General features: G+C 72.4%; 21 protein-coding genes. 10 read left to right on the forward strand and 11 right to left on the reverse strand.

Going from position 1 to position 22,410, the window contains the following annotated elements; genetic code table 11:
- Positions 1 to 211: 211 nt before the first annotated feature.
- Positions 212 to 661, reverse strand: a complete 450-nt coding sequence (locus tag EJC51_RS41370; protein WP_126275792.1) for a nitroreductase family deazaflavin-dependent oxidoreductase — start codon at positions 659 to 661, stop codon at positions 212 to 214.
- A gap of 157 nt (positions 662 to 818) precedes the next feature.
- Here EJC51_RS41370 and EJC51_RS41375 point away from each other — a divergent pair, with 157 nt between their 5' ends.
- Positions 819 to 1,253: a nuclear transport factor 2 family protein gene (locus tag EJC51_RS41375; RefSeq protein ID WP_126275793.1), complete on the forward strand. Its 435-nt coding sequence runs from the start codon at positions 819 to 821 to the stop codon at positions 1,251 to 1,253.
- A 285-nt stretch (positions 1,254 to 1,538) separates the two neighbouring features.
- Here the strand turns inward: EJC51_RS41375 and EJC51_RS41380 are convergent, their stop codons facing one another.
- Together EJC51_RS41380 and EJC51_RS41385 are read right to left on the reverse strand one after the other, a co-directional pair.
- Positions 1,539 to 2,162 carry a LysE family transporter gene (locus tag EJC51_RS41380; protein ID WP_126275794.1) on the reverse strand — a complete coding sequence of 208 codons (624 nt, stop codon included), beginning with the start codon at positions 2,160 to 2,162 and terminating at the stop codon, positions 1,539 to 1,541.
- On the reverse strand, positions 2,159 to 2,467 hold the full coding sequence (locus EJC51_RS41385) for a hypothetical protein (RefSeq protein WP_126275795.1): 309 nt from the start codon (positions 2,465 to 2,467) through the stop codon (positions 2,159 to 2,161). Before EJC51_RS41385 ends, EJC51_RS41380 begins: the two co-directional genes overlap by 4 nt.
- On the opposite strand from EJC51_RS41385, the gene EJC51_RS41390 reads away from it, so the two are divergent.
- Complete coding sequence (locus EJC51_RS41390; protein WP_425276822.1) at positions 2,466 to 3,680, forward strand: cytochrome P450; 1,215 nt, start codon at positions 2,466 to 2,468, stop codon at positions 3,678 to 3,680. The two genes, EJC51_RS41385 and EJC51_RS41390, sit on opposite strands and share 2 nt — an antisense overlap.
- 13 nt (positions 3,681 to 3,693) lie before the next feature.
- A complete protein-coding gene (locus tag EJC51_RS41395) occupies positions 3,694 to 3,882 on the forward strand; it encodes a ferredoxin (RefSeq protein WP_126275797.1) in 189 nt (62 codons plus the stop codon).
- Here EJC51_RS41395 and EJC51_RS41400 read toward each other — a convergent pair.
- The gene (locus EJC51_RS41400; protein WP_126275798.1) at positions 3,869 to 4,444 is read right to left on the reverse strand and encodes a TetR/AcrR family transcriptional regulator; all 576 of its coding nucleotides are present in this window, start codon (positions 4,442 to 4,444) and stop codon (positions 3,869 to 3,871) included. The two genes, EJC51_RS41395 and EJC51_RS41400, sit on opposite strands and share 14 nt — an antisense overlap.
- A 122-nt stretch (positions 4,445 to 4,566) precedes the next feature.
- Between EJC51_RS41400 and EJC51_RS41405 the strand changes: the two genes are divergently transcribed.
- The 3 genes from EJC51_RS41405 (at position 4,567) to EJC51_RS41415 (ending at position 6,589) form a co-directional block, all read left to right on the forward strand.
- Positions 4,567 to 5,025, forward strand: a complete 459-nt coding sequence (locus tag EJC51_RS41405) for a nuclear transport factor 2 family protein (RefSeq protein ID WP_126275799.1) — start codon at positions 4,567 to 4,569, stop codon at positions 5,023 to 5,025.
- A 9-nt stretch (positions 5,026 to 5,034) separates the two neighbouring features.
- Complete coding sequence (locus tag EJC51_RS41410; protein WP_126275800.1) at positions 5,035 to 5,550, forward strand: flavoprotein; 516 nt, start codon at positions 5,035 to 5,037, stop codon at positions 5,548 to 5,550.
- Between the two features lie 70 nt (positions 5,551 to 5,620).
- The gene (locus EJC51_RS41415) at positions 5,621 to 6,589 is read left to right on the forward strand and encodes an aldo/keto reductase (protein ID WP_126275801.1); all 969 of its coding nucleotides are present in this window, start codon (positions 5,621 to 5,623) and stop codon (positions 6,587 to 6,589) included.
- 9 nt (positions 6,590 to 6,598) lie between these two features.
- On the opposite strand, the gene EJC51_RS41420 is transcribed toward EJC51_RS41415, so the two are convergent.
- Positions 6,599 to 7,396 carry a phytanoyl-CoA dioxygenase family protein gene (locus EJC51_RS41420; RefSeq protein ID WP_126275802.1) on the reverse strand — a complete coding sequence of 266 codons (798 nt, stop codon included), beginning with the start codon at positions 7,394 to 7,396 and terminating at the stop codon, positions 6,599 to 6,601.
- A gap of 63 nt (positions 7,397 to 7,459) precedes the next feature.
- Between EJC51_RS41420 and EJC51_RS41425 the strand changes: the two genes are divergently transcribed.
- Together EJC51_RS41425 and EJC51_RS41430 are read left to right on the forward strand one after the other, a co-directional pair.
- Entirely contained in the window at positions 7,460 to 8,386 is a 927-nt protein-coding gene (locus EJC51_RS41425; RefSeq protein ID WP_126275803.1) for a helix-turn-helix domain-containing protein, read from the forward strand.
- Positions 8,387 to 8,704: 318 nt separating this feature from the next.
- Positions 8,705 to 10,612 (forward strand): ricin-type beta-trefoil lectin domain protein, encoded by a 1,908-nt coding sequence (locus EJC51_RS41430; RefSeq protein ID WP_244363076.1) that lies wholly within the window; start codon positions 8,705 to 8,707, stop codon positions 10,610 to 10,612.
- Positions 10,613 to 10,624: 12 nt separating this feature from the next.
- Here the strand turns inward: EJC51_RS41430 and EJC51_RS41435 are convergent, their stop codons facing one another.
- The 3 genes from EJC51_RS41435 to EJC51_RS41445 form a co-directional block, all read right to left on the reverse strand.
- Entirely contained in the window at positions 10,625 to 11,881 is a 1,257-nt protein-coding gene (locus EJC51_RS41435; protein WP_208870846.1) for an arsenic transporter, read from the reverse strand.
- Between the two features lie 91 nt (positions 11,882 to 11,972).
- On the reverse strand, positions 11,973 to 12,632 hold the full coding sequence (locus EJC51_RS41440) for a DUF4232 domain-containing protein (protein ID WP_126275806.1): 660 nt from the start codon (positions 12,630 to 12,632) through the stop codon (positions 11,973 to 11,975).
- Between the two features lie 78 nt (positions 12,633 to 12,710).
- Positions 12,711 to 14,249, reverse strand: coding sequence for a serine/threonine-protein kinase (locus EJC51_RS41445; protein WP_126275807.1), 1,539 nt, complete (start codon positions 14,247 to 14,249; stop codon positions 12,711 to 12,713).
- Between the two features lie 9 nt (positions 14,250 to 14,258).
- Between EJC51_RS41445 and EJC51_RS41450 the strand changes: the two genes are divergently transcribed.
- Positions 14,259 to 14,846 (forward strand): RNA polymerase sigma factor, encoded by a 588-nt coding sequence (locus EJC51_RS41450; RefSeq protein WP_207924687.1) that lies wholly within the window; start codon positions 14,259 to 14,261, stop codon positions 14,844 to 14,846.
- Positions 14,847 to 14,850: 4 nt separating this feature from the next.
- On the opposite strand, the gene EJC51_RS41455 is transcribed toward EJC51_RS41450, so the two are convergent.
- Positions 14,851 to 17,232: a SpoIIE family protein phosphatase gene (locus EJC51_RS41455; protein ID WP_126275808.1), complete on the reverse strand. Its 2,382-nt coding sequence runs from the start codon at positions 17,230 to 17,232 to the stop codon at positions 14,851 to 14,853.
- A 290-nt stretch (positions 17,233 to 17,522) separates the two neighbouring features.
- Here EJC51_RS41455 and EJC51_RS41460 point away from each other — a divergent pair, with 290 nt between their 5' ends.
- A complete protein-coding gene (locus EJC51_RS41460) occupies positions 17,523 to 19,766 on the forward strand; it encodes a glycoside hydrolase family 9 protein (RefSeq protein WP_126275809.1) in 2,244 nt (747 codons plus the stop codon).
- 134 nt (positions 19,767 to 19,900) lie between these two features.
- Here EJC51_RS41460 and qcrB read toward each other — a convergent pair whose 3' ends face one another.
- Positions 19,901 to 21,346: a cytochrome bc1 complex cytochrome b subunit gene (gene qcrB, locus EJC51_RS41465; RefSeq protein ID WP_126275810.1), complete on the reverse strand. Its 1,446-nt coding sequence runs from the start codon at positions 21,344 to 21,346 to the stop codon at positions 19,901 to 19,903.
- On the reverse strand, positions 21,343 to 22,266 hold the full coding sequence (sigJ, locus tag EJC51_RS41470; protein ID WP_126275811.1) for an RNA polymerase sigma factor SigJ: 924 nt from the start codon (positions 22,264 to 22,266) through the stop codon (positions 21,343 to 21,345). The genes qcrB and sigJ overlap by 4 nt, the downstream gene beginning before the upstream one ends.
- Between the last annotated feature and the right edge of the window lie 144 nt (positions 22,267 to 22,410).

A 22,410-nucleotide genomic window follows, 5' to 3' on the forward strand; every position in this document is an offset into this window, starting at 1 on the left:
GCTGGTGCCCGGCCGACGGGGCTTCATGCACCCCGCCCCGGAATTTTTTTCCGAAGATCTTTTTCCGGGGCCGGTCGAACACCTCACCGGGGCCGGTCGAACACCTCACCGGGGCCGGTCGAGCACCTCACCGGGACCGGCCGGGCACCTGGCCGCGACCGGTCAGGCGCCTCGCCGGGGCCGTTCCGTCGGCTCGGCGGGCCGGGGCGGGTCAGCTTTCCTTGGACGGTTCCAGGACGAAGACCGGGATCTCGCGGTCCGTCTTCTTCTGGTAGTCCGCGTAGGGGGGATACGCCGCCACGGCCCGCTCCCACCACTCGGCCTTCTCGGCGCCGGTGACCTCGCGCGCGGTCATGTCGCGCTTCTCGGGTCCGTCCTGGAGCTCCACGCGGGGGTCGGCCTTGATGTTGTGGTACCAGACCGGGTGCGTGGGCGCGCCGCCCTGCGAGGCGACCACGGCGTACCTGCCGTCGTGCTCGACCCGCATCAGCGGCGTCTTGCGGATCTTGCCGCTCTTGGCGCCCAGGGTCGTCAGCAGGATCACGGGCATTCCGGTGTCCATCAGGGTCGTCCCCTCGGTACCGCCGGAGCTCTCGTACAGCTCCACCTGCTCGCGCACCCATGCGGTCGGGCTGGGTTCGTACTCGCCCTCGAGAGGCATGGCATCCGTCCCATCGTCGTCGTGTCCTGCGGCTGACTGCCAAGGTCCATAACACCGGAGTACTGCGGATTCATCCACCCCGCCATGACCTCGGGGGTAATCGCCTCTCCCGCGTCTCCCGGGGCACAGTGGCCATCACCGAAGGGGAGGAGTGACCATGACCACCACCATCGAGACCACGACCCGCGCGGTGATCGCGGAGCTGCTCCGGCGCATCGGCCGGGGCGACCCGGAGCGGATCGCCGAGCTGTACGCCGAACACGCCGACTGGAAACTCAACTGGCCCGAGGACGAGCACGGTAACGCCGCCACCCCGTGGATCCGCCACCGCGCGACCCGCGCGGACGCCGCCGCCCACTACCGCGAGCTGGCCGCGCACCACGCGCCCGGGGAGGCGGACACCCGGATCGAACGCGTCCTGGTGGACGGTGCCGACGCGGTGCTCCTGGGCGAGATCCGGCAGACGGCACGGGAGACCGGGCGCGCGTATCGGGCCAGGTTCGCCCTCCACCTGACCGTCGAGGACGGCCTGATCGTTCGGCACCACGTGTACGAGGACAGCCTCACGGTCGCCCGAGCCTTCACCACCTGACCGGCGCCCGCCCGGGCCCACGTCCCGTGACCGGCCTCCGCGGGGCCATCATCCCTGACCGGCTATGGCTCGGGTCCCCCGCCCCTGCTCGGCCGCCGCCTGGGTCCTTGCCCGTGGTCGGTCGTCTCCCGGGCCTTCGCCCGTGGCCTGCCGTGGCCCGGGTCTCCGTCCCTAGTTGGCCGCCGCCCGGGCCTTCGCCCCTTGTCGGCCGCCGCCCGGGCCTTCGCCCCTGGCCGCCCGCCGGCCAGGTCCGCGCCCCGTGAGCGCAGCGCAGCCCGCCCCGTTTCACCGCGTCATCCGTACCGCGAGTGCCGCGATCACCGCGCTCGACACCAGTGCCGTCACCAGGCGTCCCCGCCGTCCGGTCAGCGTTCGGCCGAGTAGGGCGCCGCCGGCGGCCAGCAGTACCTGCCAGCTCGCGGACGCGGCGAATGCCGCCAGGACGAACACGCCCTGTTCCAGCGGCCGGACGGGGTCCGCGGTGCGGGTGCCGAGGACCAGGGCCACGAAGTAGATCACGGTGGTCGGGTTGAGCAGGGTGATCCCGAGGAGCGCGACGAAGGCGCGGGCGGGGCTCGGGGGCGGAGGGTCGGTGCGGCCGCCGAGGTGACGGCCGCGGTACTGGCGTACGGCGACGACCGCGCCCCGGACCGCCAGCGCGAGCAGCAGCAGTGCCGAGGCCCACCGCAACGGCCCGAGCACCGGGCGCAGTGCGGCGGCCAGGGCGGTGCCCCCGACCGTGGCCACCAGGGCGTACAGCCCGTCGGCCGCGGCGACGCCGAGCGCGGCGCAGACACCGGTGCGCAGGGACGTACGGGCGGTGAGCGAGACGAGGTAGGTCGCGACCGCGCCGACGGGCATGGCGATGCCATAGCCGGCGAGCAGGCCCGCGACGAGCGCCCCGGTCACGAGGCGGGAGGTGTCGGTCCCTCCGGACGGCCGGTCTGCTGCTGGAACCGCACCGGCGTGGCGGCGGCGGTCAGCGGCAGAAGGGCGTGATGCGTCGTAGGCATGGCCGGATTCTGGGCCGGAGCCGCCGTCGCCCACAACCGGTTTTCGATTCCCGAGCGAGCATCCCCGGCCAACCTCCCGGCGCCACCGATCTGGCCGAACTTCTCGTCGCCGCATAGATGCCCCGGGCATCTAATGAAGATCTGCGCGATGTCCCGTCCAGCATCGGGCACGAAGCTCACTTCGTCTGCGAGGTCTTCCATGACGGCAATGCCCCCCACGCAAACGGAACCCGTCGCCTTCCCGCAGGACCGCACCTGCCCCTACCACCCGCCCACCGCCTACGCCCCGCTGCGCGACGGCCGCCCGCTGGCCCGTATCACCCTCTACGACGGCCGGCCGGCCTGGCTGGTGACGGGGCACGCCCTCGCCCGCGCCCTCCTCGCCGACCCGCGCCTGTCGACCGACCGCACCCGCCCGGACTTCCCCGCGCCCACCGAACGCTTCGCGGCGGTCCGCAACCGGAGGGTGGCGCTGCTCGGCGTCGACGACCCGAAGCACCACGCGCAGCGGCGGATGATGGTGCCCAGCTTCACCCTGCGCCGGGCCGCCGAACTGCGGCCGCAGATCCAGCGGATCGTCGACGAGCGGCTCGACGCGATGGTCGCGCAGGGCCCGCCCGCCGAGCTGGTGAGCGCCTTCGCGCTGCCGGTGCCCTCGATGGTGATCTGCGCCCTGCTGGGCGTGCCGTACGCCGACCACGAGTTCTTCGAGGGGCAGTCGCGTCGGCTGCTGCGCGGCCCGAGGGCGGCCGACACCCAGGACGCGCGCGACCAACTGGACGCCTACTTCGAGGAGTTGATCGACCAGAAGCTGAAGCAGGAGCGGCCCGGCGACGGAGTGCTGGACGAACTCGTCCACGACCGGCTGCGCACCGGGGAGTTGGACCGCGTCGAGGTCATCTCCCTCGCCACCATCCTGCTGGTCGCCGGACACGAGACGACCGCCAACATGATCTCCCTCGGCACCTTCACCCTGCTCCAACACCCCGAGCGGCTGGCCGAGTTGCGTGCGCGGCCCGAGCTGCTGCCCGCCGCCGTGGAGGAGCTGATGCGCATGCTCTCGATCGCCGACGGGCTGCTGCGGCTGGCCACCGAGGACGTCGAGGCCGGCGGCGAGACCATCCGGGCGGGCGACGGAGTGGTCTTCTCGACCTCGGTCATCAACCGTGACGAGGACGTCTACCCGGCCCCCGACACCCTGGACTGGCACCGCTCGGCCCGCCACCACGTCGGCTTCGGGTTCGGCATCCACCAGTGCCTCGGCCAGAACCTGGCCCGCGCCGAGATGGAGATCGCCCTGCGCACCCTCTTCACCCGGCTGCCCGCACTCCGTCTCGCCGCCCCCGCGGACGAGATCCCCTTCAAGCCCGGCGACACGATCCAGGGGATGCTGGAACTCCCCGTGACCTGGTAAGAGGCTCAGGGCCATGCACATCGACATCGACAAGGACGTCTGCATCGGCGCCGGCCAGTGCGCCCTGGCCGCCCCGGCCGTGTTCACCCAGGACGACGACGGATTCAGCACGCTGCTGCCCGACCGGGAGGACGGCGCCGGGAACCCGATGGTCCGCGAAGCGGCCCGGGCCTGCCCCGTGGGCGCCATCACCGTGACCTAGCCGGCCCACCCCCAGCGGCCCGCACCAGCAGCCGCGCCGCCTCGCGCGCCTCCCGCGCGGGGGCGGTGCCCTGCGCGATCCCCGCCGTCACCATCGCCCCCTCGGCGAGCAGGAACAGCTGCCCGGACAACGCGCCGGGCAGTCCCGCGTCCGCCACCAGGCCGTCCAGGTAGCGCCGGAACGCCTCTTTGTGCGCCCGGACTTGGGCCGTGACCCGGGCCGAGGTCGCGCCCAGTTCGCCGTACGAGTTGATCCACGCGCACCCGCGGAAGCCGTCCTCGCCGAACCACGACTCCAGCCAGTCGTAGACGGCGAGGATCCGCTCCTCGGGGTCCGTGTGTCCCTCGACGTGGTGGGCCAGCCGCCCGCGCCAGCGGACGTCGCGGCGCTCCAGGTAGGCCTCCACCAGCTGCTCCTTCGCGGGGAAGAGCTGGTAGAGCCGCTTGAGCGAGACGCCGGACGCGCCACGGACGTCGTCCATGCCGACGGACTGGATGCCGCGGCCGTAGAACAACTCCTCCGCGGCGTCCAGTGCCTGCTCCCGGGCGGTCGCGCTGTCCATGAGGGCCACTCCTTGAGCTCCTTGACGAATGCTGGCGTCCCTTGACGCGAGAACGTGCGTTCTCCTACGGTAGCAGCAGCGCGGAGAACGCACGTTCTCCCTTTCTGGTCACGGAGGATGACATGACCGACCGCCCGCCCCTGCCCCCGTTCACCCGCGAGACCGCCGCCCGGAAGGTGCAGGCCGCCGAGGACGCCTGGAACACCCGCGACCCGCACAAGGTGGCGCTCGCGTACTCCGAGGACTCGGTGTGGCGCAACCGCGACACCTTCGTCACCGGGCGAGAGGAGATCGTCGCGTTCCTCACCGCGAAGTGGGCGCGCGAGCAGGAGTACGCCCTGCGCAAGGACCTGTGGGCCTTCGACGGCAACCGCATCGCCGTCCGCTTCCAGTACGAGTCCCTCGACCCCGACGGCCGGTGGTGGCGCAGTTACGGCAACGAGCTCTGGGAGTTCGACGAGCACGGCCTGATGACCCGGCGTGAGGCCAGCATCAATGACGTCCCGATCGAGGAGAAGGAGCGCCGCATCTTCGGCCCGCGTCCCGAAGCCGAGCACGGGCGGTCGTTCCCCCTTCAGTAGGGTTCCGGAGTGACCGAACAGGTTCAGAAACCCTTCCTCTACGTCGTCGTCTGCGCCGCCGGCATCGCCGCCGACGTCGGCGAACTCATCACCGCCGCCCAGGAGCGGGACTGGGAGGTCGGCGTCATCGCCACCCCCGTCGCGGCGAACGGGTTCTTCGACACCGCCGCCGTGGCGGCGCGGACGGGCCGCCCGATCCGCTCCGCCTGGCGCACCCCGGGCGAGCCGCGTCCCTTCCCGCCGCCGGACGCCGTCGTGGTCGCGCCCGCGACCTTCAACACCGTCAACAAATGGGCGGCCGGCCTCGCCGACACCCTCGCCGTGGCCACCCTGTGCGAGGCGTACGGCCTGGGCGTCCCGATAGCCGTACTGCCGTGTGTGGCCGACGCGTTGGCCGCCCATCCGGCCTACCAGGACAGCCTGATACGACTGCGGGGGATGGGCGTGCGGTTCGCGCCGCCGTTCGCGGGCGGGCCGGGGGCGGAGTTCGGCTGGGAACAGGCACTGGACCTGCTCGGAAGGTGACCCGCTGAGGGGCGCGGCCGGACACCGTACGCTCCCCTTCGTAACCACTCGGAAGGCAGGAGCAGCAACGATGCAGTACGTGAAGCTCGGTTCGACCGGCCTGGACGTGTCGCGGATCTGTCTGGGGTGCATGACCTACGGCCTGCCCGACCGCGGCGTGCACGAGTGGACCCTCGACGAGGAGGCGTCCCGGCCGCTGATACGGCAGGCGCTCGACGCGGGCATCAACTTCTTCGACACCGCGAACGTCTACTCCGACGGCACCAGCGAGGAGATCGTCGGCAAGGCGCTGCGGGACTTCGCCGACCGCGACGAGATCGTCCTCGCCACCAAGGTGCACGGCCGGATGCGGTCCGGACCCAACGGCGGCGGACTGTCCCGCAAGGCGATCATGACCGAGATCGACCACAGCCTGACCCGCCTCGGCACCGACTACGTCGACCTCTACCAGATCCACCGCTACGACCCGCACACCCCGGTCGAGGAGACGATGGAGGCCCTGCACGACCTGGTCAAGGCCGGCAAGGTCCGCTACCTCGGGGCCAGTTCGATGTACGCGTGGCAGTTCTCCAAGATGCAGTACACGGCGGAGAAGCACGGCTGGACCAAGTTCGTCTCCATGCAGAACCACTACAACCTCCTCTACCGCGAGGAGGAGCGCGAGATGCTCCCGCTCTGCGCCGACCAGGGCGTCAGCGCGCTGCCCTGGAGCCCGCTCGCCCGGGGCCGGCTGACCCGGGACTGGGGCACGGTCACCGACCGCAGCGCCAACGACAACTTCGGCAACCGCCTCTACCAGGAGGGTGACCGCACCATCGTCGAGGCGGTCACCCGTATCGCCGGCGACCGCGGCGTCCCCCGGGCCCAGGTGGCGCTGGCCTGGCTGCTCCACCAGGACACGGTGGCGGCCCCGATCGTCGGCGCGGCCAAGCCCCACCACATCGAGGACGCGGTCGCGGCGGTCGAACTCGCCCTCAGCGAGAAGGAGATCGAGGAACTGGAGCAGCCGTACACCGCCCGGCCGATCGTCGGCCACTGACACCGCTTCTCAGTGCGGTCCCTGCGGTGCGAACTCCGTCCCGCAGGGGCCCGCGCCCTCGCTCTCCCGCAGGGCGACGCGCTCTCCCCGCATCGACAGCGTGCGGTAGTACGCGCCGATGCGTTCGGCGGACGCCCCCACGTAGTGCCCGATGAACGAGCGCCGGAACCGCGAGGCGCTCCGGTTCGGCTGCGAGCCGTGCACCACACTGCCGTTGAAGAACAGGACGTCCCCCGGCGCCATGTCCACCGGCACCGCCGCGAGCCCCGCCGGCGGCGGCACGTACTCCCGTGCGAACGACACCCCGTCGTCCGCCTCCTCCGGGCAGAACAGGTCCATCCGGTGCGTACCGGGAACGACCTCCAGGCCGCCGTTCTCCCGGTCGATCACATCGCACGCCACCCACGCCGCGACACACGTCCCCGGCTCGACCCGCAGATAGAAGTTGTCCTGGTGCAGCGCCTGCCCGCGCGCCCCCGGCGGCTTGAAGTAGAACATGCTCTGCGCGGCCAGCACCTCCTCGCCGAGCAGTCCTTCCAGGACACCCCGCAGCCGCGCGTCGAGCAGCGTCCGCCGGGCGAGCGCGTTGATCTCGTGCGGCTGCATCACCCGCGGCCACGCCGCCAGCGGGTCGTCCCCGGGCCGCGGCTCGAAGTGCCCGCGCACCGGCCCGGCCGCGTGCAGTGCCGTGAACTCCGCGCACAGCCGGTCGATCTCGTCCGCCCCGAACAGCCCCCGGACGACGAGGAACCCCGCCTCCTCGAACTGCCTCACACGGTCGGCGGCTTCCTTGTCCATGACGGTCATGCGTCCCCTCCTCGGTCGGTGTGTGTCCGCGTGTCACGCTAGGTGGGGGGCCACTTCAGGAGGATGTCCGTGACCGCTGACCGACTGTCCGGGACTGCTGCCCCGGGCGTGCCCGCGCCGCCCGCGGGCCTGGTCGTGCTCGGCCGCTACGACGAGTCGCCGGGCTACGTCGTCAACCGCCCGCAGGGCTCGGACAGCTGGCTGTTCACCTGGACCACGGCCGGCGGCGGGGAACTGCGGCACGGCTCGGCCGCGACCCGGGCCGCGGCCGGCGATCTCGTCGTCCTCGCCCCCGGCTCCCCGCACGGCTACGGCGTCGCACCGGACGCCCCGCACTGGCGGTTCTGGTGGGCGCACTGCCAGGCCCGCCCCTCCTGGCTGCCCTGGCTGCGCCCGTACGACCGCGGCGACGGCCTGTACGTCGTCACCCCGACCCCTGCCGCCCTGCGCGCCCGCGTCGAGTCGGCGTTCCACCGGATGCGCACGGACGCCCGCCGGCCGCCCGGCACGGGGGAACCGGCGCCGGGACGCGAGGCCACGGACGACCGCATCGCCGTGGCGCACGACACCGTCGCGCGTGAACTCGCCCTGTGCGCACTGGAGGAGGTCGTCCTGCTCACGGCCGGAGCCGCACGCCGGCGTCCCCCGGCCCCCGGCCTCGACCCCCGCATCGCGCGCGTCCAGGAGCTCATCGCCGCCGACCCCGGCGCGCCCCACACCGTCGACTCCCTCGCCGCGCGTGTCGCGCTGTCGCCCTCCCGGCTGGCGCACCTGTTCACCCGGCAGGTCGGGCAGTCGCCCATGCGGGCCCTGCGCGAGGCGCGGCTGCGGCACGCCGCGCGGCTGCTGGAGGCCACCGATCTGCCGGTGGAACGGGTGGCCACGGCCTCGGGGTTCGTGAGTCCCTTCCATTTCCACCGCGTCTTCCGTGAGCGATTCGGTATGCCGCCCGGTGCGTACCGCTCCGGCGGCCCAATGGTTGGCACATGACGCGCGTGGACCCGCCGGACAGTCGTTGTCATGGCAGTTCAATGGTTTGCCGCGGGAAAGCCCTTTCAGCCACACTCCCGGTATTGACTCATCGTCAAAAACACGTGGTGCGCACGCAATGCACAAAACCGCGGGATCTCTTGTTACATCTCGCTGACCTGTGCAAAGGTGGGGCCTTGTCGGCGCGCGGACAAGAAGATTCCGGTTCGTGCGCACCCCTCCCGTACATCCCCCACGCTCCACAAGAGCTGTCGTCGGCGAGGCGCCATGCCTATTGGTATGGACTTTTTTGTGCAAGCCCCCGAGAGGAATGCCGCCGTGAAAGACGCAGGCCTGCCGAATTCCACCGCCCCGGGCCGCCTCTTCGACGTGACGGACGCACAACTCAGCGCGGAGCTGAAGAAGTGGACGGGAACGACGCCCGCCCTCCACCCCGTCGGTGAACTCCTCGACCGGCACTGGGAAGCGGCCTACGTCTACGCCCGGCTGTGCACCGACGGACCGCGTTCCGCCGGAATGCTCACCACCGCCGCATTCACCCGGCTCTTCGGCGAGTCCCTGCGGCACAACGGACCGACGGCCGCCTGGCGCCCGCAGATCCTCGTCACCGTGCGACGCATCGCCGCCGAATGGGACACCGACCGCCGACGCGAACAACTCCACCCCGAACTGCGCTCCGAGAGCGGCCACGGGGAGCGCGCCTCGGCCCGGCTGCTGCCGTCCGCCGACCGGCGGCTGCTGTCCGGCGCGTTCCAGCGGCTGCCCCAGTCCGCCCGCGCGCTGCTGTGGCACAGCGAGGTCGAGGGCGAACCGCTGGAGATACCCGGCGCCCTGTTGGGCCTGGACGAGGAGGACGTCCGCGTCGAACTGGGCCGCGCCCGCGAGCGGTTGCGCGAGGAGTGCCTCCAGGTCCACCGCGAACTCGCGCCCGAGCAGGAGTGCCGCAGCTTCCTGCGGATGCTCGACGTCACCTACCGGCGCGGCGGCATCGACGTCGACCCCGACCTGCGCGCCCACCTGGACCGCTGCAAGCACTGCCGGCACACCGCCGACCAGCTGAACCAGTTCAACGACCAGGGCCTCGGTGTCGCCCTTGCCGAGGCGGTCCTCGGCTGGGGCGGGCGCGCCTACGCCGAGACCCGGGCCGCCCAGGAGGCGGCGGACGCACCCGCACCGGAGGCACCCGCGGAGTTCGTCGCCCACACCATCGCGGGCGAGCCCTTCTTCGACGCGCCGCCCCTTCCCCGTACCGCCCCCTCCGTCCCCGGCGCACCGCCCGCCGCTCGTGCCGCGGGCCCCGCGCCGGCGCCGAGAAGCCGCAGACGGCACTCGGCGAAGAAGGCCGCCGCCCGCCGCCGCAACCTCACCGCGGCCGTCGCCACCGCCGGCGCCCTCGTCGTCCTCCCGCTGGTCCTGTGGTCCCTGGCCGACGGCGACGACACCGCGCCGGCCACGGGCGCCCAGGCCTCCGACACGCCCGGCACCGGCACCGACCACTCCACCACCGACCCGACCTTGGTGGGCTCGGGCCAGAAGGGGCAGGGCACCCTGAGCGGCCGGATCCACAACGTCGACTCCGGGCTCTGCGTGGCCATCGCCGGCAAGAAGGCCGTCAAGGGCGCCGAGACCGAGGTCACCGACTGCTCCTCGGACGCCGCGCAGCAGTGGACGTACGAGACCGACGGACTGCTGCGCAGTTCCGCCGACCCCGAGCTCTGCCTCGACTCCCACCTCGGCTACTCGGTGCAGCTGGCCCCGTGCACCGGCGCCGGGAACGCCGAGAACAAGGACGTGCGGTACGACTTCACGGCGCGCGGCAACCTGGTGCCGCGCTGGGACGAGGACCTGGCCCTGACCCCTGCCGCCACCGACGGCACCGGCGCCCTGGTCCTGAAGTCCCGCGAGGACGACAGCGCCGTCCAGCGCTGGGTCTTCGACACCTCGAAGGCCGACCTTCAGATGGAGTGGGTCAACTGGGGCGCGGTGGCCGACCCCACACCGACCCCGACGCCGACCCCCACGCCCACCCCGAAGAAGGCGGCCCCGACGCCGTCCCCGACTCCGTCGACCGCGGCGCCGGCCCCCAGCAGCCCGTATCCGACCGACGTCCCCTGCTACTACACGTACTCCTGCGGCGGGGACGGTCAGTACGGCGGCGGGTACGGGTACGGCGGTGGGTACGGGGGCTACGGCGGGTACGGGGGCTACGGCGGCGGCCGGCGCTGACCCCGGCGCCGCTCAGGCCCCGATCAGCTGGATCGAACCCCACAGGGCCAGCGTGGCCGGCACCAGCGCGGCGGGGACGGCGAGCAGACCGAGGCGGGTGAACTCGCCGAGCTCGACGTCCTGACCGTCGCGCTGCACGATCCGCCGCCACAGCAGCGTCGCCAGCGAACCGGCGTACGTCAGGTTCGGGCCGATGTTGACGCCGATCAGCACCGCGAGCACCGCACCCGGCCCGGCCGCCGCGGTGAGCGGCAGCAGGACCAGCACCGCGGGCAGGTTGTTGATCAGGTTCGCCAGCACGGCGGCCAGCACGGCGATCCCGAGCAGCGTCACCACCCCGGACCCCTCCGGGATCACCTGGCGCAGGGCGTCGGCGAGCCCGTTGTCGACGACCGCGCGCACCACCACGCCGAGCGCGAGCACGAACGCCAGGAACCCCGGCGCGGCGGCCTTCACCACGGTGAGCGGCGTGGCCCGCCGCCGCACCAGTGCCCGGCCGGCCATCACCAGCGCGCCCGCGAGCGCCACCCACGCCGGCTCGACACCGACGGCGGACGCCACCACGAACCCGGCGAGCGTGCAGCCGACGGTGACGAGCGCGAACACCGGCAGCTCGGGCGCCTCACCGGTGTCGGGAGCGGCGACGGCGGTCTTGAGGTCGTCCGCGAAGAAGCGCCGGAACACCAGGTACTCGGCGCCGACCGCGACCAGCCAGGGCAGCGCCATGAGGGCCGCGAACCGCGTGAAGCTCAGACCGCTCGCCTCGAAGGCCAGCAGGTTGGTGAGGTTGGACACCGGCAGCAGCAGGGACGCGGTGTTCGACAGGTGCGCGCAGGCATACAGATGCGGTCGGGCCGGTACGCCGCTGCGGGCCGCGGTGGCCAGCACGACCGGCGTCAGCAGCACCACGGTGGCGTCCAGGCTCAGGACCGCCGTGATCGCCGACGCGAGCACGAACACCGAGGCCAGCAGGGTGCCGGGGCGGCCGGCGGCCCGGCGGGACATCCACGCGCCGCACGCCCGGAAGAGCCCCTCGACGTCACAGAAGTGGGCGAGCACGAGCACCGCGGCGAGAAAGCCGACCACCGGCCCGAGCCGTTCGGCCTCGGTCCACGCGTGCGCGGGCGAGATGGCTCCGGTGGCGAGCGCGAGCCCGGCCGCCGGGACCGCCAGCACCGCCTCCGGCAGACCGCGTGGACGGATGACGGCCCAGGCGAGTACGGCGACGAGCAGTGCTATGGACAGGACTTCGGCGAGCGGGGTGTTCAGGGGGGATCCTTCGGAGCGTGGTCGAGCTGCGGCCTCCGATGAGAACAGGCTCGGGTAAGAGACCGCGGTGGTACGGGGGAGCGGCGATCAGTCAGGCGCCGGGGCCCTGGTCGAACACCGTCAGGAAGACCGTGGACTCGTTTCCGGAGACCGGCACCTCTCCCGCCGACCACGACACCTTCAGCGGCTCCCGCTCGTCCGGCGGTGTCACCAGCAGGGCGTCGGGGTTGGCGGTGCGGGCGCCGCTGATCTTCGGGTTGGCGAACGTGATGCCCGACCAGGCGCTGTGCCCCGGTGCCAGCCGCACGGTCGTGGGTGTGCCGGGGGAGCGCTCGGGGTCGGGCCCCAGCTGCTTGCCGGCGGCGTCCACGAAGGCGGCGCCCGGGTAGCCGTGGATGGTGCAGGTCCGCGAGGACGTGTTGGTGAGGATCACGGGGAAGTTCTCCTGCCCGGCCCCCGGATCGTTGCGGCCGAGGACGGCCTCCAGCTCGCCGGTGTGGCAGCGGCTGCCGGCCGGACTCGCGGTGGGCGGCGACGAGGGGGCGGTCGAGGTCGGGCCGGCGCTCGGTGGCACCGAGGGCGTCGCCGAGGTCACGCCGCTGGTGGCCGGCGCGGCGGTGCCGGGCAGCGTCGTGGGCGTCGTCGCCGCCTCACCCGCATCGCCACCGCCGCAGGCGGTCAGCAGGCTCAGCACGGTGGCCGCGCCCGCGAGCAGGGCCGCCCGGTGTCCGGGCCGATACGTGTTCACCATGTCGTCTCACTCCTCGTACGGCGCGTTGTGCCCCGTCGTGAGAGTCCGATGCGCCCACGGCCGGAAAAGTTCGCGCGCTCAGTCCCCGACCCGCACCGAGTCGAGGACGTCCCTCGCCGCCGGACCGCCGCCGGCCGTCCTGATCTGCACGTACACCTGCGGCCGCCCGCCCCCGTCCGGGGGCGTGAGCCCGGCCTCGACGACCGAGCCGCCGCCGGGGCAGTCGCTCCAGCTGCGCACCCTGCCGTGCCCCGCGGCCAGGGTGCGGTCACGCGCGCCGTCGTAGTGGCACTCGGGATGGGCACGGTCGTTCACCACGGCCGTGACGTCACCGTGTTCCAGTACCCCGACGAAGACGCCGTCGACGCCCGCGCGGAGGTCCGGCCACCTCGCCAGGTCGTCGGCGACGGCGAACCCCGGCTCGTGCCCGGCGCGCAGACCGAGGACGGCCGGGTCCCAGCCCGCGTCGCGCACCTGACCGGCCCAGGCGGCGGGCACCTCGGCCGACACCCGCCCCGTCACGTCCTCGATCCGCCGGCCGGCGGGCGCGGAACCGTGCGGCCACAGCGCGAAGGTCGCGCCGATCAGGGCCGCCGTCACCGCCGTCCCGGCGAGGAGGGCGGGCCACCGCCGGGGCCGCCGGTCCGCCACTAGGGCGTATGGCGAAAGTGCCGCCTGCCGCCCGACGCCTGGCACGCACTCTCGCCGCACCGGGCGGAAGCCCACGTACAACCAGTGCGAGGGCTTCCGCCCGGCACGCCGAGAGCACGCACCAGACGCCGCTCGGCCCGCCCTCCGGGCGGACGACGGCACTTTCGCAACACGCCCTAGCCGTTCCAGCTCCGCCGCGAACGTCCGCGCGTCGGGCCAGCGCCGCGCACGGTCCGGACGCAGGGCGCGCAGCAGGGCCCGGCGGACCCCGGGGTCCAGGCCCGGACGCAGCCGGTCGGGGCGTACGACCTTGCCGGGCGCGGCCGGTACGACCCCGGTGACCAGCTGGTAGCCGACCGCGCCCAGGCTGTAGACGTCGGCCCGCGCGTCGATGCCGGTGCCCGGCTCGGCCTGCTCGGGCGGCCGGTACCCCGCCGAACCGGCGGCCAGCGTCAGGCCGGACGCCTCGGCCAGGATCTTGGCCAGCCCGAGGTCGGCCAGCAGCACCTGCCGGGCGCCGGCATCGCCGGAGGTGCCCGTGCGCAGCAGCAGGTTGGACGGCTTGATGTCCCGGTGCACGATCCCGGCCTCGTGCAGTGCGGCGGCCCCGAGCGCCGCCGCAGCCGTCAGCCGCAGCGCCTCGTCGACGGGGAGCGGGCCGTCGTCGAGCAGGTCGGCGAGGGTGCCGCCGTCGGCGTACTCCATCACGAAGTACGGTCTGCCGTCCGGGAGTTCACCGATGTCGTGGACCTGCACCACCCGCCGCGACGCGGCCCGGCGCAGCAACCGCGCCTCGGCCAGGAAGCGTTCGCGGACGTCGAGCCGGTGCGACCAGTTGTCGGCGAGCACCTTCACGGCCACCGGCGCGTCGAGCGTGTCGTCGTGCGCGAGCCACACCGTCCCGAACGCGCCCGCCCCCAGGCGCCGTTGGACCCGGTAGCGGCCGATCCGCTCGACGGAGTGCATACGACTATCATGCCTGCCGCACCGACCACACCGACGGGAGCAGCCGTGCCGGACCAGTCCCCGACCGAGGACCTCGCCCGGCGCGCGGCCGCCGGTGACCCGGCCGCTCTCGACGCGCTGCTCGCGGCGATCCGCCCCGAGGTCGTCCGGCGCTGTGGCCGGTTCCTGCCCTGCCGGGAGGACGCGGAGGAGGCCGCACAGGACGTGCTGCTCCAAGTCGCCCGGAAGATCGGCACGTTCGAGGGTCGCAGCCGCTTCGGCACCTGGCTCCACACGGTGGTGGCCAACTGCTGCCGGCAGAAGTACCGCGAACTCAAGCGGCGCTCCGCCGAACAGCCGGCCGCGACGGTCGACGACCTCCGCGCCGACCCGCGCACCACCAGTGTCATCGCCGGTTCGCGGATCGACCTGCTGGAGGCACTGGACCGGCTGGAGCGTGAACACCCCCTGCTGGTCGAGCCGTTGGTGTACCGGGACATCTGCCGGCTGGAGTACGCGGAGGCGGCCGAACGGGTCGGCATCCCGCTGGGCACCTTCAAGTCCCGCCTGCACGAGGCACGCCGTCAGGTCAGACCTTGGCTGGCCGAGGCGCCGTGACCGCTCACTCCTCGTCGACCAGCTCGATCTCCGCCCAGATGGTCTTGCCGTCGGTCGTGTGCCGGCTGCCCCAGCGCTGGGTGAGCTGGGCGACCAGCAACAGACCGCGGCCGCCCTCGTCCCAGGTCTTGGCGCGGCGCAGATGCGGGGCCGTGTGGCTGGTGTCGGACACCTCGCAGATCAGCGTGGTGGCGTCGTGGATCAGACGCAGCCGGATGGGGTGGGCGCCGTACCGGATGGCGTTGGTGACGAGTTCGCTGACCACCAGTTCCGCGGTGAAGGACGCCTCCGACATCTCCCAGGTGCCGAGCTGGTCGACGACCTGCTTGCGGATGGGGGCGACGAGCGCGGGGTCGGCGGGGATGTGCCAGGTCGCCACCTGGGAGGCGGGCAGTCCCCGGGTGCGGGCCAGCAGCAGGGCGACGTCGTCGGTGGAGCCGCCGGCCGGCAGCAGGGCGTGCAGGACCCGGTCGCAGGTCTCGTCCAGCGAGTCGGAGAACACCGCCAGCGACTGGCTCAGCAGTGCGTGCCCGGCGTCGATGTCCCGCTCCGGGGACTCGACCAGCCCGTCCGTGTAGAACGCCAGCACCGAGCCCTCGCGCAGCTCCAGCTCGGCCGACTCGAAGGGCAGCCCGCCCACGCCCAGCGGCGGGCCGGACGGCAGGTCGAGCTGTTCGGGCGCGCCGCCGGGCGGGATCAGCATCGGTGCCGGATGCCCGGCCCGGGCCAGCGTGCAGCGCCGTGACACCGGGTCGTAGACCGCGTACACACAGGTCGCCCCGACCTCGCCCGGACTGCCCTCCGCACCGGCCTCCGCGGACAGCCGTACGACGAGGTCGTCGAGGTGGGTGAGGAGCTCGTCCGGGGCCAGGTCGATGTCGGCGAGGGTGCGCACGGCGGTGCGCAGCCGGCCCATGGTGGCCGAGGCCTGGATGCCGTGGCCGACGACGTCGCCGACGACCATCGCGACCCGCATCCCGGACAGCGGGATCACGTCGAACCAGTCGCCGCCCACGCCCGCCCGCGCGGCCGGCAGATACCGGGAGGCCGCCGCCACGGCCGCGGTGCGCGGCAGCGAGCGGGGCAGCAGGCTGCGCTGGAGCGCGAGCGCGGTCTCCCGCTCGCGGGAGAACCGGCGGGCGTTGTCGATGCAGACGGCCGCGCGGGCCGTGACCTCCTCGGCCAGCAGCACGTCGTCCGGCGTGAACGGATCGGGCCGCCGGAACCGGGTCAGCACCGCGACCCCGAGGGTCAGACCGCGGGCCTGGATCGGCACCGACATCGTGGAGTGGATGCCGAACTGCCGGACGGCGTCGCCGCGCGCCTTGTTCCAGTTCAGCCACTCGTCCAGTTGCCCGGAGGCCACGGTGGCGACGATCGTACGGCCCGCCACCAGCGAGTCGGCCTGTGGCGAGGAGGCAGGGTACATCTCTACCTGCCCCGGCTTGGCCACGGCCTCCGGGGTGCCCGGGTTGACCGACTGGTGGGCGGCCCGGCGCAGCACGATCGGGGCGGTGACCGGCGGGAGCGGGTCGCCGTTCTCCCGCGGGTCCAGCAGGTCGATGCTGACGAAGTCGGCGAGCGCGGGCACGCAGACGTCGGCGAGCTCCTGGGCCGTCCGGGTGACGTCGAGGGTGGTGCCGATGCGGACGCTCGCCTCGTTGACCAGTTGCAGCCGCTCGCGCGCGAGGTAGTTCTCGGTGAAGTCGTGCGCCGCCAGGCAGACGCCCCGGACCCGTCCCTCGCGGTCGGTGACGGGGGCCATCCGGGCCAGCCAGGCGTGGGCCAGCGACTCGCCGCCGGTGCGCATGTAGGTCTGGACGTCCTCGGCCCGGCCGGAGGTGAGCACCCGCAGCAGATGCCGCTCCAGCTCCGCGCTCTGCGGCTTGCCGCCGATCTCCGACAGCCTGAGGCCCCGGATGCGCTCCTCCGGGAGCCCTATCACCTCGGCCATGGCGTCATTGAGATGGCTCAGCCGCAGCCGCTCGTCGTAGACCGCCACGGCGCACGGCGACTGCACGAGCGCCGCGGTGGCCAGGGGGTCGTCGGCGGAGCGGGGGCCGCCGCCCTCCAGCGGGGTGACGACGAGCCAGTGGCCCGGCGTGCCGTCGTCGGAGGGGCGGTGGTGGGCGAGCAGCCACACGGACACAGCGCGGCCGTCGCGGTGGCGCAGCGTGACCGTGCCGTCCCAGCGGGCGCCGGCCGGGGCGAAGGCCGCCCCCGCCCCGTCGCCGACCAGCAGGTTCTCGGCGGGACGGCCCACGACGTCGGCGGCCGGGAGCCCGAGCAGCCGCTCCGCGCCGCCGTTCCACTCCACGACTCGGCCCCGCTCGTCGATGACAGCCCGTGCCGTCGCGGCATCGTCGAACGGGTAGTCCGGGCTCATCGTCGCCACTCCATTGCGGACACTCACAGTGAACAAAGCCGTCACTTGAGTTCCAGCCTAGTGCGTCGGGCCCCGGCGCGGACGGGAACCCCCCTAGCCGCCCGATGGCGGGGACGCCCCGCGGTCAAGGGGGAAATCCGGCCGATGTGACGGGTGGGGCCGTCTGGCCAACCAGTCCCGTCCGGACCGTTGACGAGGTGTCATGCCTGCAACAAGCATGGCCTCCGACCGTCTCTTGGGAGCGCTCCCATTTTGCGAGCGTCGCCCGTAGCTCACCGAGGAGCCCGGACGTGAAAAGACGCAACACCACCCTGCTGTCCCTGACGGCCCTGCTGGGAGCGGTACTTGTCGCCGCGCCGTCCTCGCCGGCGACCGCCGACGAGGTCGAGCAGCTCAAGAACGGCACCTTCGACACCACCACCGAGCCGTGGTGGGCGACCAGCAACGTCACCGCGGGTCTGTCCGGCGGGCAGCTGTGCGCGGACGTGCCGGGCGGCACCGCCAACCGCTGGGACGCCGCCGTCGGCCAGAACGACGTCACGCTGGTCAAAGGGGAGTCGTACAAGTTCGCCTTCACCGCGAACGGTTCGCCCGACGGGCATGTCGTGCGCGCGATCGTGGGGCTCCAAGTGGCGCCGTACGACACCTATTTCGAGGTCAGCCCGCAGCTCAGCGTCTCCGGCAACACGTACTCGTACACCTTCACCTCGCCCGTGGACGCCACCCAGGCGCAGGTCGGCTTCCAGCTCGGCGGCAGCGCGGACGCCTGGAAGTTCTGCATGGACGACGTGTCCCTGCTCGGCGGGGTGCCGCCGGAGGTGTACGAGCCCGACACCGGGCCGCGCGTGCGCGTGAACCAGGTCGCCTATCTGCCCTCCGGTCCGAAGAACGCCACGCTCGTCACGGACGCGACGGGCAAGCTGCCCTGGCAGCTGAAGAACGCCTCCGGGACCGTCGTGGCACAGGGGTCGACCACGCCGCGGGGCGTCGACGCGTCCTCCGGGCAGAACGTCCAGTCGATCGACTTCGGGTCGTACCGGAAGGAGGGCACCGGGTACACGCTGGTCGCCGACGGGGAGACGAGCCGTCCCTTCGACATCGGCACCGCCGCCTACCGGCAACTCCGCCTGGACGCGCTGAAGTACTACTACACCCAGCGCAGCGGCATCGCGATCCGCGACGACCTGCGCCCCGGCTACGGCCGCGCCGCCGGCCATGTCGACGTGGCACCCAACCAGGGCGACTCCGCCGTCCCCTGCCAGCCCGGCGTCTGCGACTACAAGCTCGACGTCACCGGCGGCTGGTACGACGCCGGCGACCACGGCAAGTACGTCGTCAACGGCGGCATCTCCACCTGGGAGCTGCTGAGCACCTACGAGCGTGCCCTGCACGCCCGCACCGGACGGCCCGGCAAGCTCGGCGACGGCACCCTCGCCATCCCGGAGAGCGGCAACAAGGTGCCGGACATCCTCGACGAGAGCCGCTGGGAGCTGGAGTTCCTGCTGAAGATGCAGGTGCCCGCGGGGCAGCCGCTGGCCGGAATGGCCCACCACAAGATCCACGACGAGGCGTGGACCGGCCTTCCACTGCTGCCGAGCGAGGACCCGCAGAAGCGTGAACTGCACCCGGCGACCACCGAGGCGACCCTGAACCTCGCGGCCACCGCGGCGCAGGCGGCCCGCCTCTACAAGCCCTACGACAAGGCGTTCGCGGCGAAGACCCTCGCGGCCGCCCGCACGGCCTGGACCGCGGCGCTCGCGCACCCCGCCCTGCACGCCGACCCGAACGACGGCATCGGCGGCGGCGCCTACGCGGACACCGACGCCACCGACGAGTTCTACTGGGCGGCGGCCGAGCTGTATCTCACCACCGGGGAGAAGCAGTTCGCGGACTACGTCCTCAACTCGCCCGTCCACACCGCCGACATCTTCGGCCCCCTCGGCTACGACTGGGCCCGCACGGCCGCCGCGGCCCGCCTCGACCTCGCGACCGTGCCCAGCAAGCTGCCCGGCCGCGACAAGGTCCGCCAGTCGGTCGTCAAGGGCGCCGACCGCTACCTGACCACGCTGACGTCACAGCCGTACGGCATGCCGTACGCGCCCACCGACAACCTCTACGACTGGGGCTCCAACCACCAGATCCTGCACAACGGCATCGTCATCGCCACCGCGTACGACATCACGGGCGGCTCGAAGTACCGGGACGGCGCCCTCCAGAGCGTCGACTACCTCTTCGGCCGCAACGCGCTCAACATGTCGTACGTCACCGGCTACGGCGAGGTGAACTCCCACAACCAGCACAGCCGTTGGTACGCCCACCAGCTCGACCCCAACCTCCCGAACCCGCCCAAGGGCACCCTCGCCGGCGGACCGAACTCGGGCATCCAGGACCCCTACGCACAGAGCAAACTCCAGGGCTGCGTCGGCCAGTTCTGCTACATCGACGACATCCAGTCCTGGTCGACGAACGAGCACACCATCAACTGGAACTCCGCCCTGGCCCGGATGGCCTCCTTCGTGGCGGACCAGACGTAGGAGGAAAACGGTTCGCGGGGGCTCCATGCACCGGGCGATTCCGGGGTCATGGAGCCCCTCCCGGCGATCGAACTCCCGCGAACCGTGCGGCTCCACGACTCGGCCCCGGAGACCTTCGAGTTCGCGCCTGGTGACTAACGTTCGTGTTCCACGAGCTCCTTCGGCCGTTCGTGGGCGGTCAGGGTGTGCAGCCTGGCCTGGTCCAGGGGCTCGTGGACCTCGATGTACTCGCCGTGCGGGAGGCGCTTGATCACGCCCGTTTCGCGGCCGTGCAACACCAGTTCCCTGTCGCGGAGTTGCAGGCCCAGGCAGATGCGCCGGGTGACGACGAAGACCGCCGCCGGGACGGCGAACACCCCGACCCGCACCACCCAGGTGACCGTGTTGATCGACAGGTGGAGGCGGGTCGCCACGAGGTCGTTGCCGCCGCCTGCCAGCAGGATCAGATACAGACTGATCCAGGCCGCGCCGATCGCGGTGCGGACCGGGCGGTTGCGGGGGCGGTCCAGGAGATGGTGCTCGCGCCGGTCGCCGGTGACCCTGGCCTCCACGAACGGGTAGACGCCGATGAACACCAGCAGCAACGGGAACACCAGGATCGGGATCAGGACGCCCAGCACGAGCGTGTGCCCCCACAGGGTGATCTCCCAGCCCGGCATGATCCGCACCAGCCCCTCGGCGAAGCCCAGGTACCAGTCCGGCTGGGCGCCCGTGGAGACCTGGTCGGCGCGGAAGGGACCGTACTGCCACACGGGGTTGATGCTCGCCATCGCCGCGATCAGGGTGAGGACGCCGAACACCAGGAAGAAGAAGCCGCCCGCCTTCGCGAGGTACACCGGCAGGAACGGGGCGCCCACGACGTTGCGTTCGGTCCGGCCGGGGCCCGCGAACTGGGTGTGCTTGTGGTACACGACGAGGAGGACATGGGCCACGACGAGGGCCGCCATGATGCCCGGGATCACCAGGATGTGCAGCGAGTAGAAGCGGGCCACGATGTCGTTCCCGGGGAACTCGCCGCCCAGCAGGAACATCGACAGATACGTCCCCACGACCGGCACCGCCAGCAGCGCCCCGTTGACGAACCGCAGCCCCGTGCCCGACAGCAGGTCGTCCGGCAGCGAGTAGCCGAAGAGGCCCTCGAACAGCCCGAGGAACAACAGGGTCCAGCCGAACACCCAGTTGACCTCCCGCGGCTTGCGGAACGAACCGGTGAAGAAGTGCCGCATCATGTGCGTCAGCATCCCGGCCACGAACACCAGCGCCGACCAGTGGTGCAGCTGCCGGATCAGCAGCCCGCCGCGCACGTCGAAGCTGATCTCCAGCGTGGAGGCGTACGCCTCGGACATCCGCACCCCGTTGAGCGGGACGTAACCGCCGTGGTACGTCACCTCGTTCATCGAGGGATGGAAGAACAGCGTCAGCCACACCCCGCTGAGGACGAGCACGACGAAGCTGTAGAAGCAGATCTCGCCGAGCAGGAACGACCAGTGGTCCGGGAAGACCTTGCGCAGATAGCGCCGGCCGAGGGAGTGGATGCCGAGCCGGCCGTCGAACCAGTCGGCGATCCGCTCCCCGCTCATCGCTCCCCCCGCTCGACGTGCCCGAGCTTGTCGGGGTTGGCGACGATGTAGATGTCGGACACCCGGTCGCCCTCGGGCGTGAGGTCCATGACCATCACCGCGTACGGCGCCCCGCCCTCGAACAGCACGGCCGCCGCGTCGCCGTTGGCCTGCCGGTAGCGCAGCTCCAGGTCGAGCGAGGCACCGCGGGAGCGGAACCCGTCGATGAGACGCGCGACCTTGTCCCGGCCGCGCACCGGGCGCGACCCCGCCCCCCGGCGATTGCCGCCGCCGTCCGTCCACACCGTCACGTCCGGGGCGAGGATCTCCATCAGCGCGCCGATGTCCCCGCCGAGCGCGGCCTCCACGAACCGCTCGGTCGCCTCCCGCCGCACCCGGGGATGCGCCTCGTACAGCGGCCGCCGGGCATGCACGTGGTCGCGGGCCCGGTGCGCCACCTGCCGTACCGCCGCCGGGGTGCGGTCGAGGATCTCCGCGATCTCGGTGTGCGGGTACCCGAACACCTCGTGCAGCACGAACACCGCGCGTTCCAGCGGGGTCAGCGACTCCAGGACCACCAGCAGCGCCAGGGAGACCGACTCGGCGCGCATCGCGGGGTCGTCGGCGGTGTCGTCCGCGACCAGTGGCTCCGGCAGCCACGGGCCGACGTACGTCTCGCGCCGCCGGTTGATCGCGGCACGTCGGCCGAGGGCGTGGTTCACGGCGATACGGACGAGATAGGCGCGCGGGTTGGCGATCCCGTCCAGGGGCGAGTCGGTGATCCGGCGCCGGGCCGTCCAGGACAGCCAGGTCTCCTGCAAGACGTCCTCGGTGTCGGCGACGCTGCCCAGCATGTTGTAGACGATGCCGAACAGCAGCTCACGATGGCCGACGAAGACGTCCGTCGCCTCGTCGGCCTCGGGAAAACGAATCTTGGACATGCGTGGGCCTCCCGGTACGCGCTCACTACTGCGAGGGCTTCCGGAGGCGCGAATGTGACATCGGACGGCCTGAATGTGACGTGTGCCTCACCGGGAGGGCGCGGTGTCACACCGCCGCGACACCCCGGCCTCTTGACCGCGAGT

The organism is Streptomyces aquilus (assembly GCF_003955715.1).
GTDB classification, from domain to species: Bacteria; Actinomycetota; Actinomycetes; order Streptomycetales; family Streptomycetaceae; genus Streptomyces; species Streptomyces aquilus.

Bases quoted from the DNA above. Each gene is read 5' to 3' on its own strand.
- EJC51_RS41370 (WP_126275792.1), bottom strand. From the start codon at position 661: ATGCCTCTCGAGGGCGAGTACGAACCCAGCCCGACCGCATGGGTGCGC.
- EJC51_RS41375 (WP_126275793.1), top strand. From the start codon at position 819: ATGACCACCACCATCGAGACCACGACCCGCGCGGTGATCGCGGAGCTG.
- EJC51_RS41390 (WP_425276822.1), top strand. From the start codon at position 2,466: ATGACGGCAATGCCCCCCACGCAAACGGAACCCGTCGCCTTCCCGCAG.
- EJC51_RS41385 (WP_126275795.1), bottom strand. From the start codon at position 2,467: ATGGAAGACCTCGCAGACGAAGTGAGCTTCGTGCCCGATGCTGGACGG.
- EJC51_RS41395 (WP_126275797.1), top strand. From the start codon at position 3,694: ATGCACATCGACATCGACAAGGACGTCTGCATCGGCGCCGGCCAGTGC.
- EJC51_RS41400 (WP_126275798.1), bottom strand. From the start codon at position 4,444: ATGGACAGCGCGACCGCCCGGGAGCAGGCACTGGACGCCGCGGAGGAG.
- EJC51_RS41405 (WP_126275799.1), top strand. From the start codon at position 4,567: ATGACCGACCGCCCGCCCCTGCCCCCGTTCACCCGCGAGACCGCCGCC.
- EJC51_RS41415 (WP_126275801.1), top strand. From the start codon at position 5,621: ATGCAGTACGTGAAGCTCGGTTCGACCGGCCTGGACGTGTCGCGGATC.
- EJC51_RS41420 (WP_126275802.1), bottom strand. From the start codon at position 7,396: ATGACCGTCATGGACAAGGAAGCCGCCGACCGTGTGAGGCAGTTCGAG.
- EJC51_RS41425 (WP_126275803.1), top strand. From the start codon at position 7,460: ATGTCCGTGACCGCTGACCGACTGTCCGGGACTGCTGCCCCGGGCGTG.
- EJC51_RS41440 (WP_126275806.1), bottom strand. From the start codon at position 12,632: ATGGTGAACACGTATCGGCCCGGACACCGGGCGGCCCTGCTCGCGGGC.
- EJC51_RS41445 (WP_126275807.1), bottom strand. From the start codon at position 14,249: ATGCACTCCGTCGAGCGGATCGGCCGCTACCGGGTCCAACGGCGCCTG.
- EJC51_RS41450 (WP_207924687.1), top strand. From the start codon at position 14,259: ATGCCTGCCGCACCGACCACACCGACGGGAGCAGCCGTGCCGGACCAG.
- EJC51_RS41455 (WP_126275808.1), bottom strand. From the start codon at position 17,232: ATGAGCCCGGACTACCCGTTCGACGATGCCGCGACGGCACGGGCTGTC.
- qcrB (WP_126275810.1), bottom strand. From the start codon at position 21,346: ATGAGCGGGGAGCGGATCGCCGACTGGTTCGACGGCCGGCTCGGCATC.
- sigJ (WP_126275811.1), bottom strand. From the start codon at position 22,266: ATGTCCAAGATTCGTTTTCCCGAGGCCGACGAGGCGACGGACGTCTTC.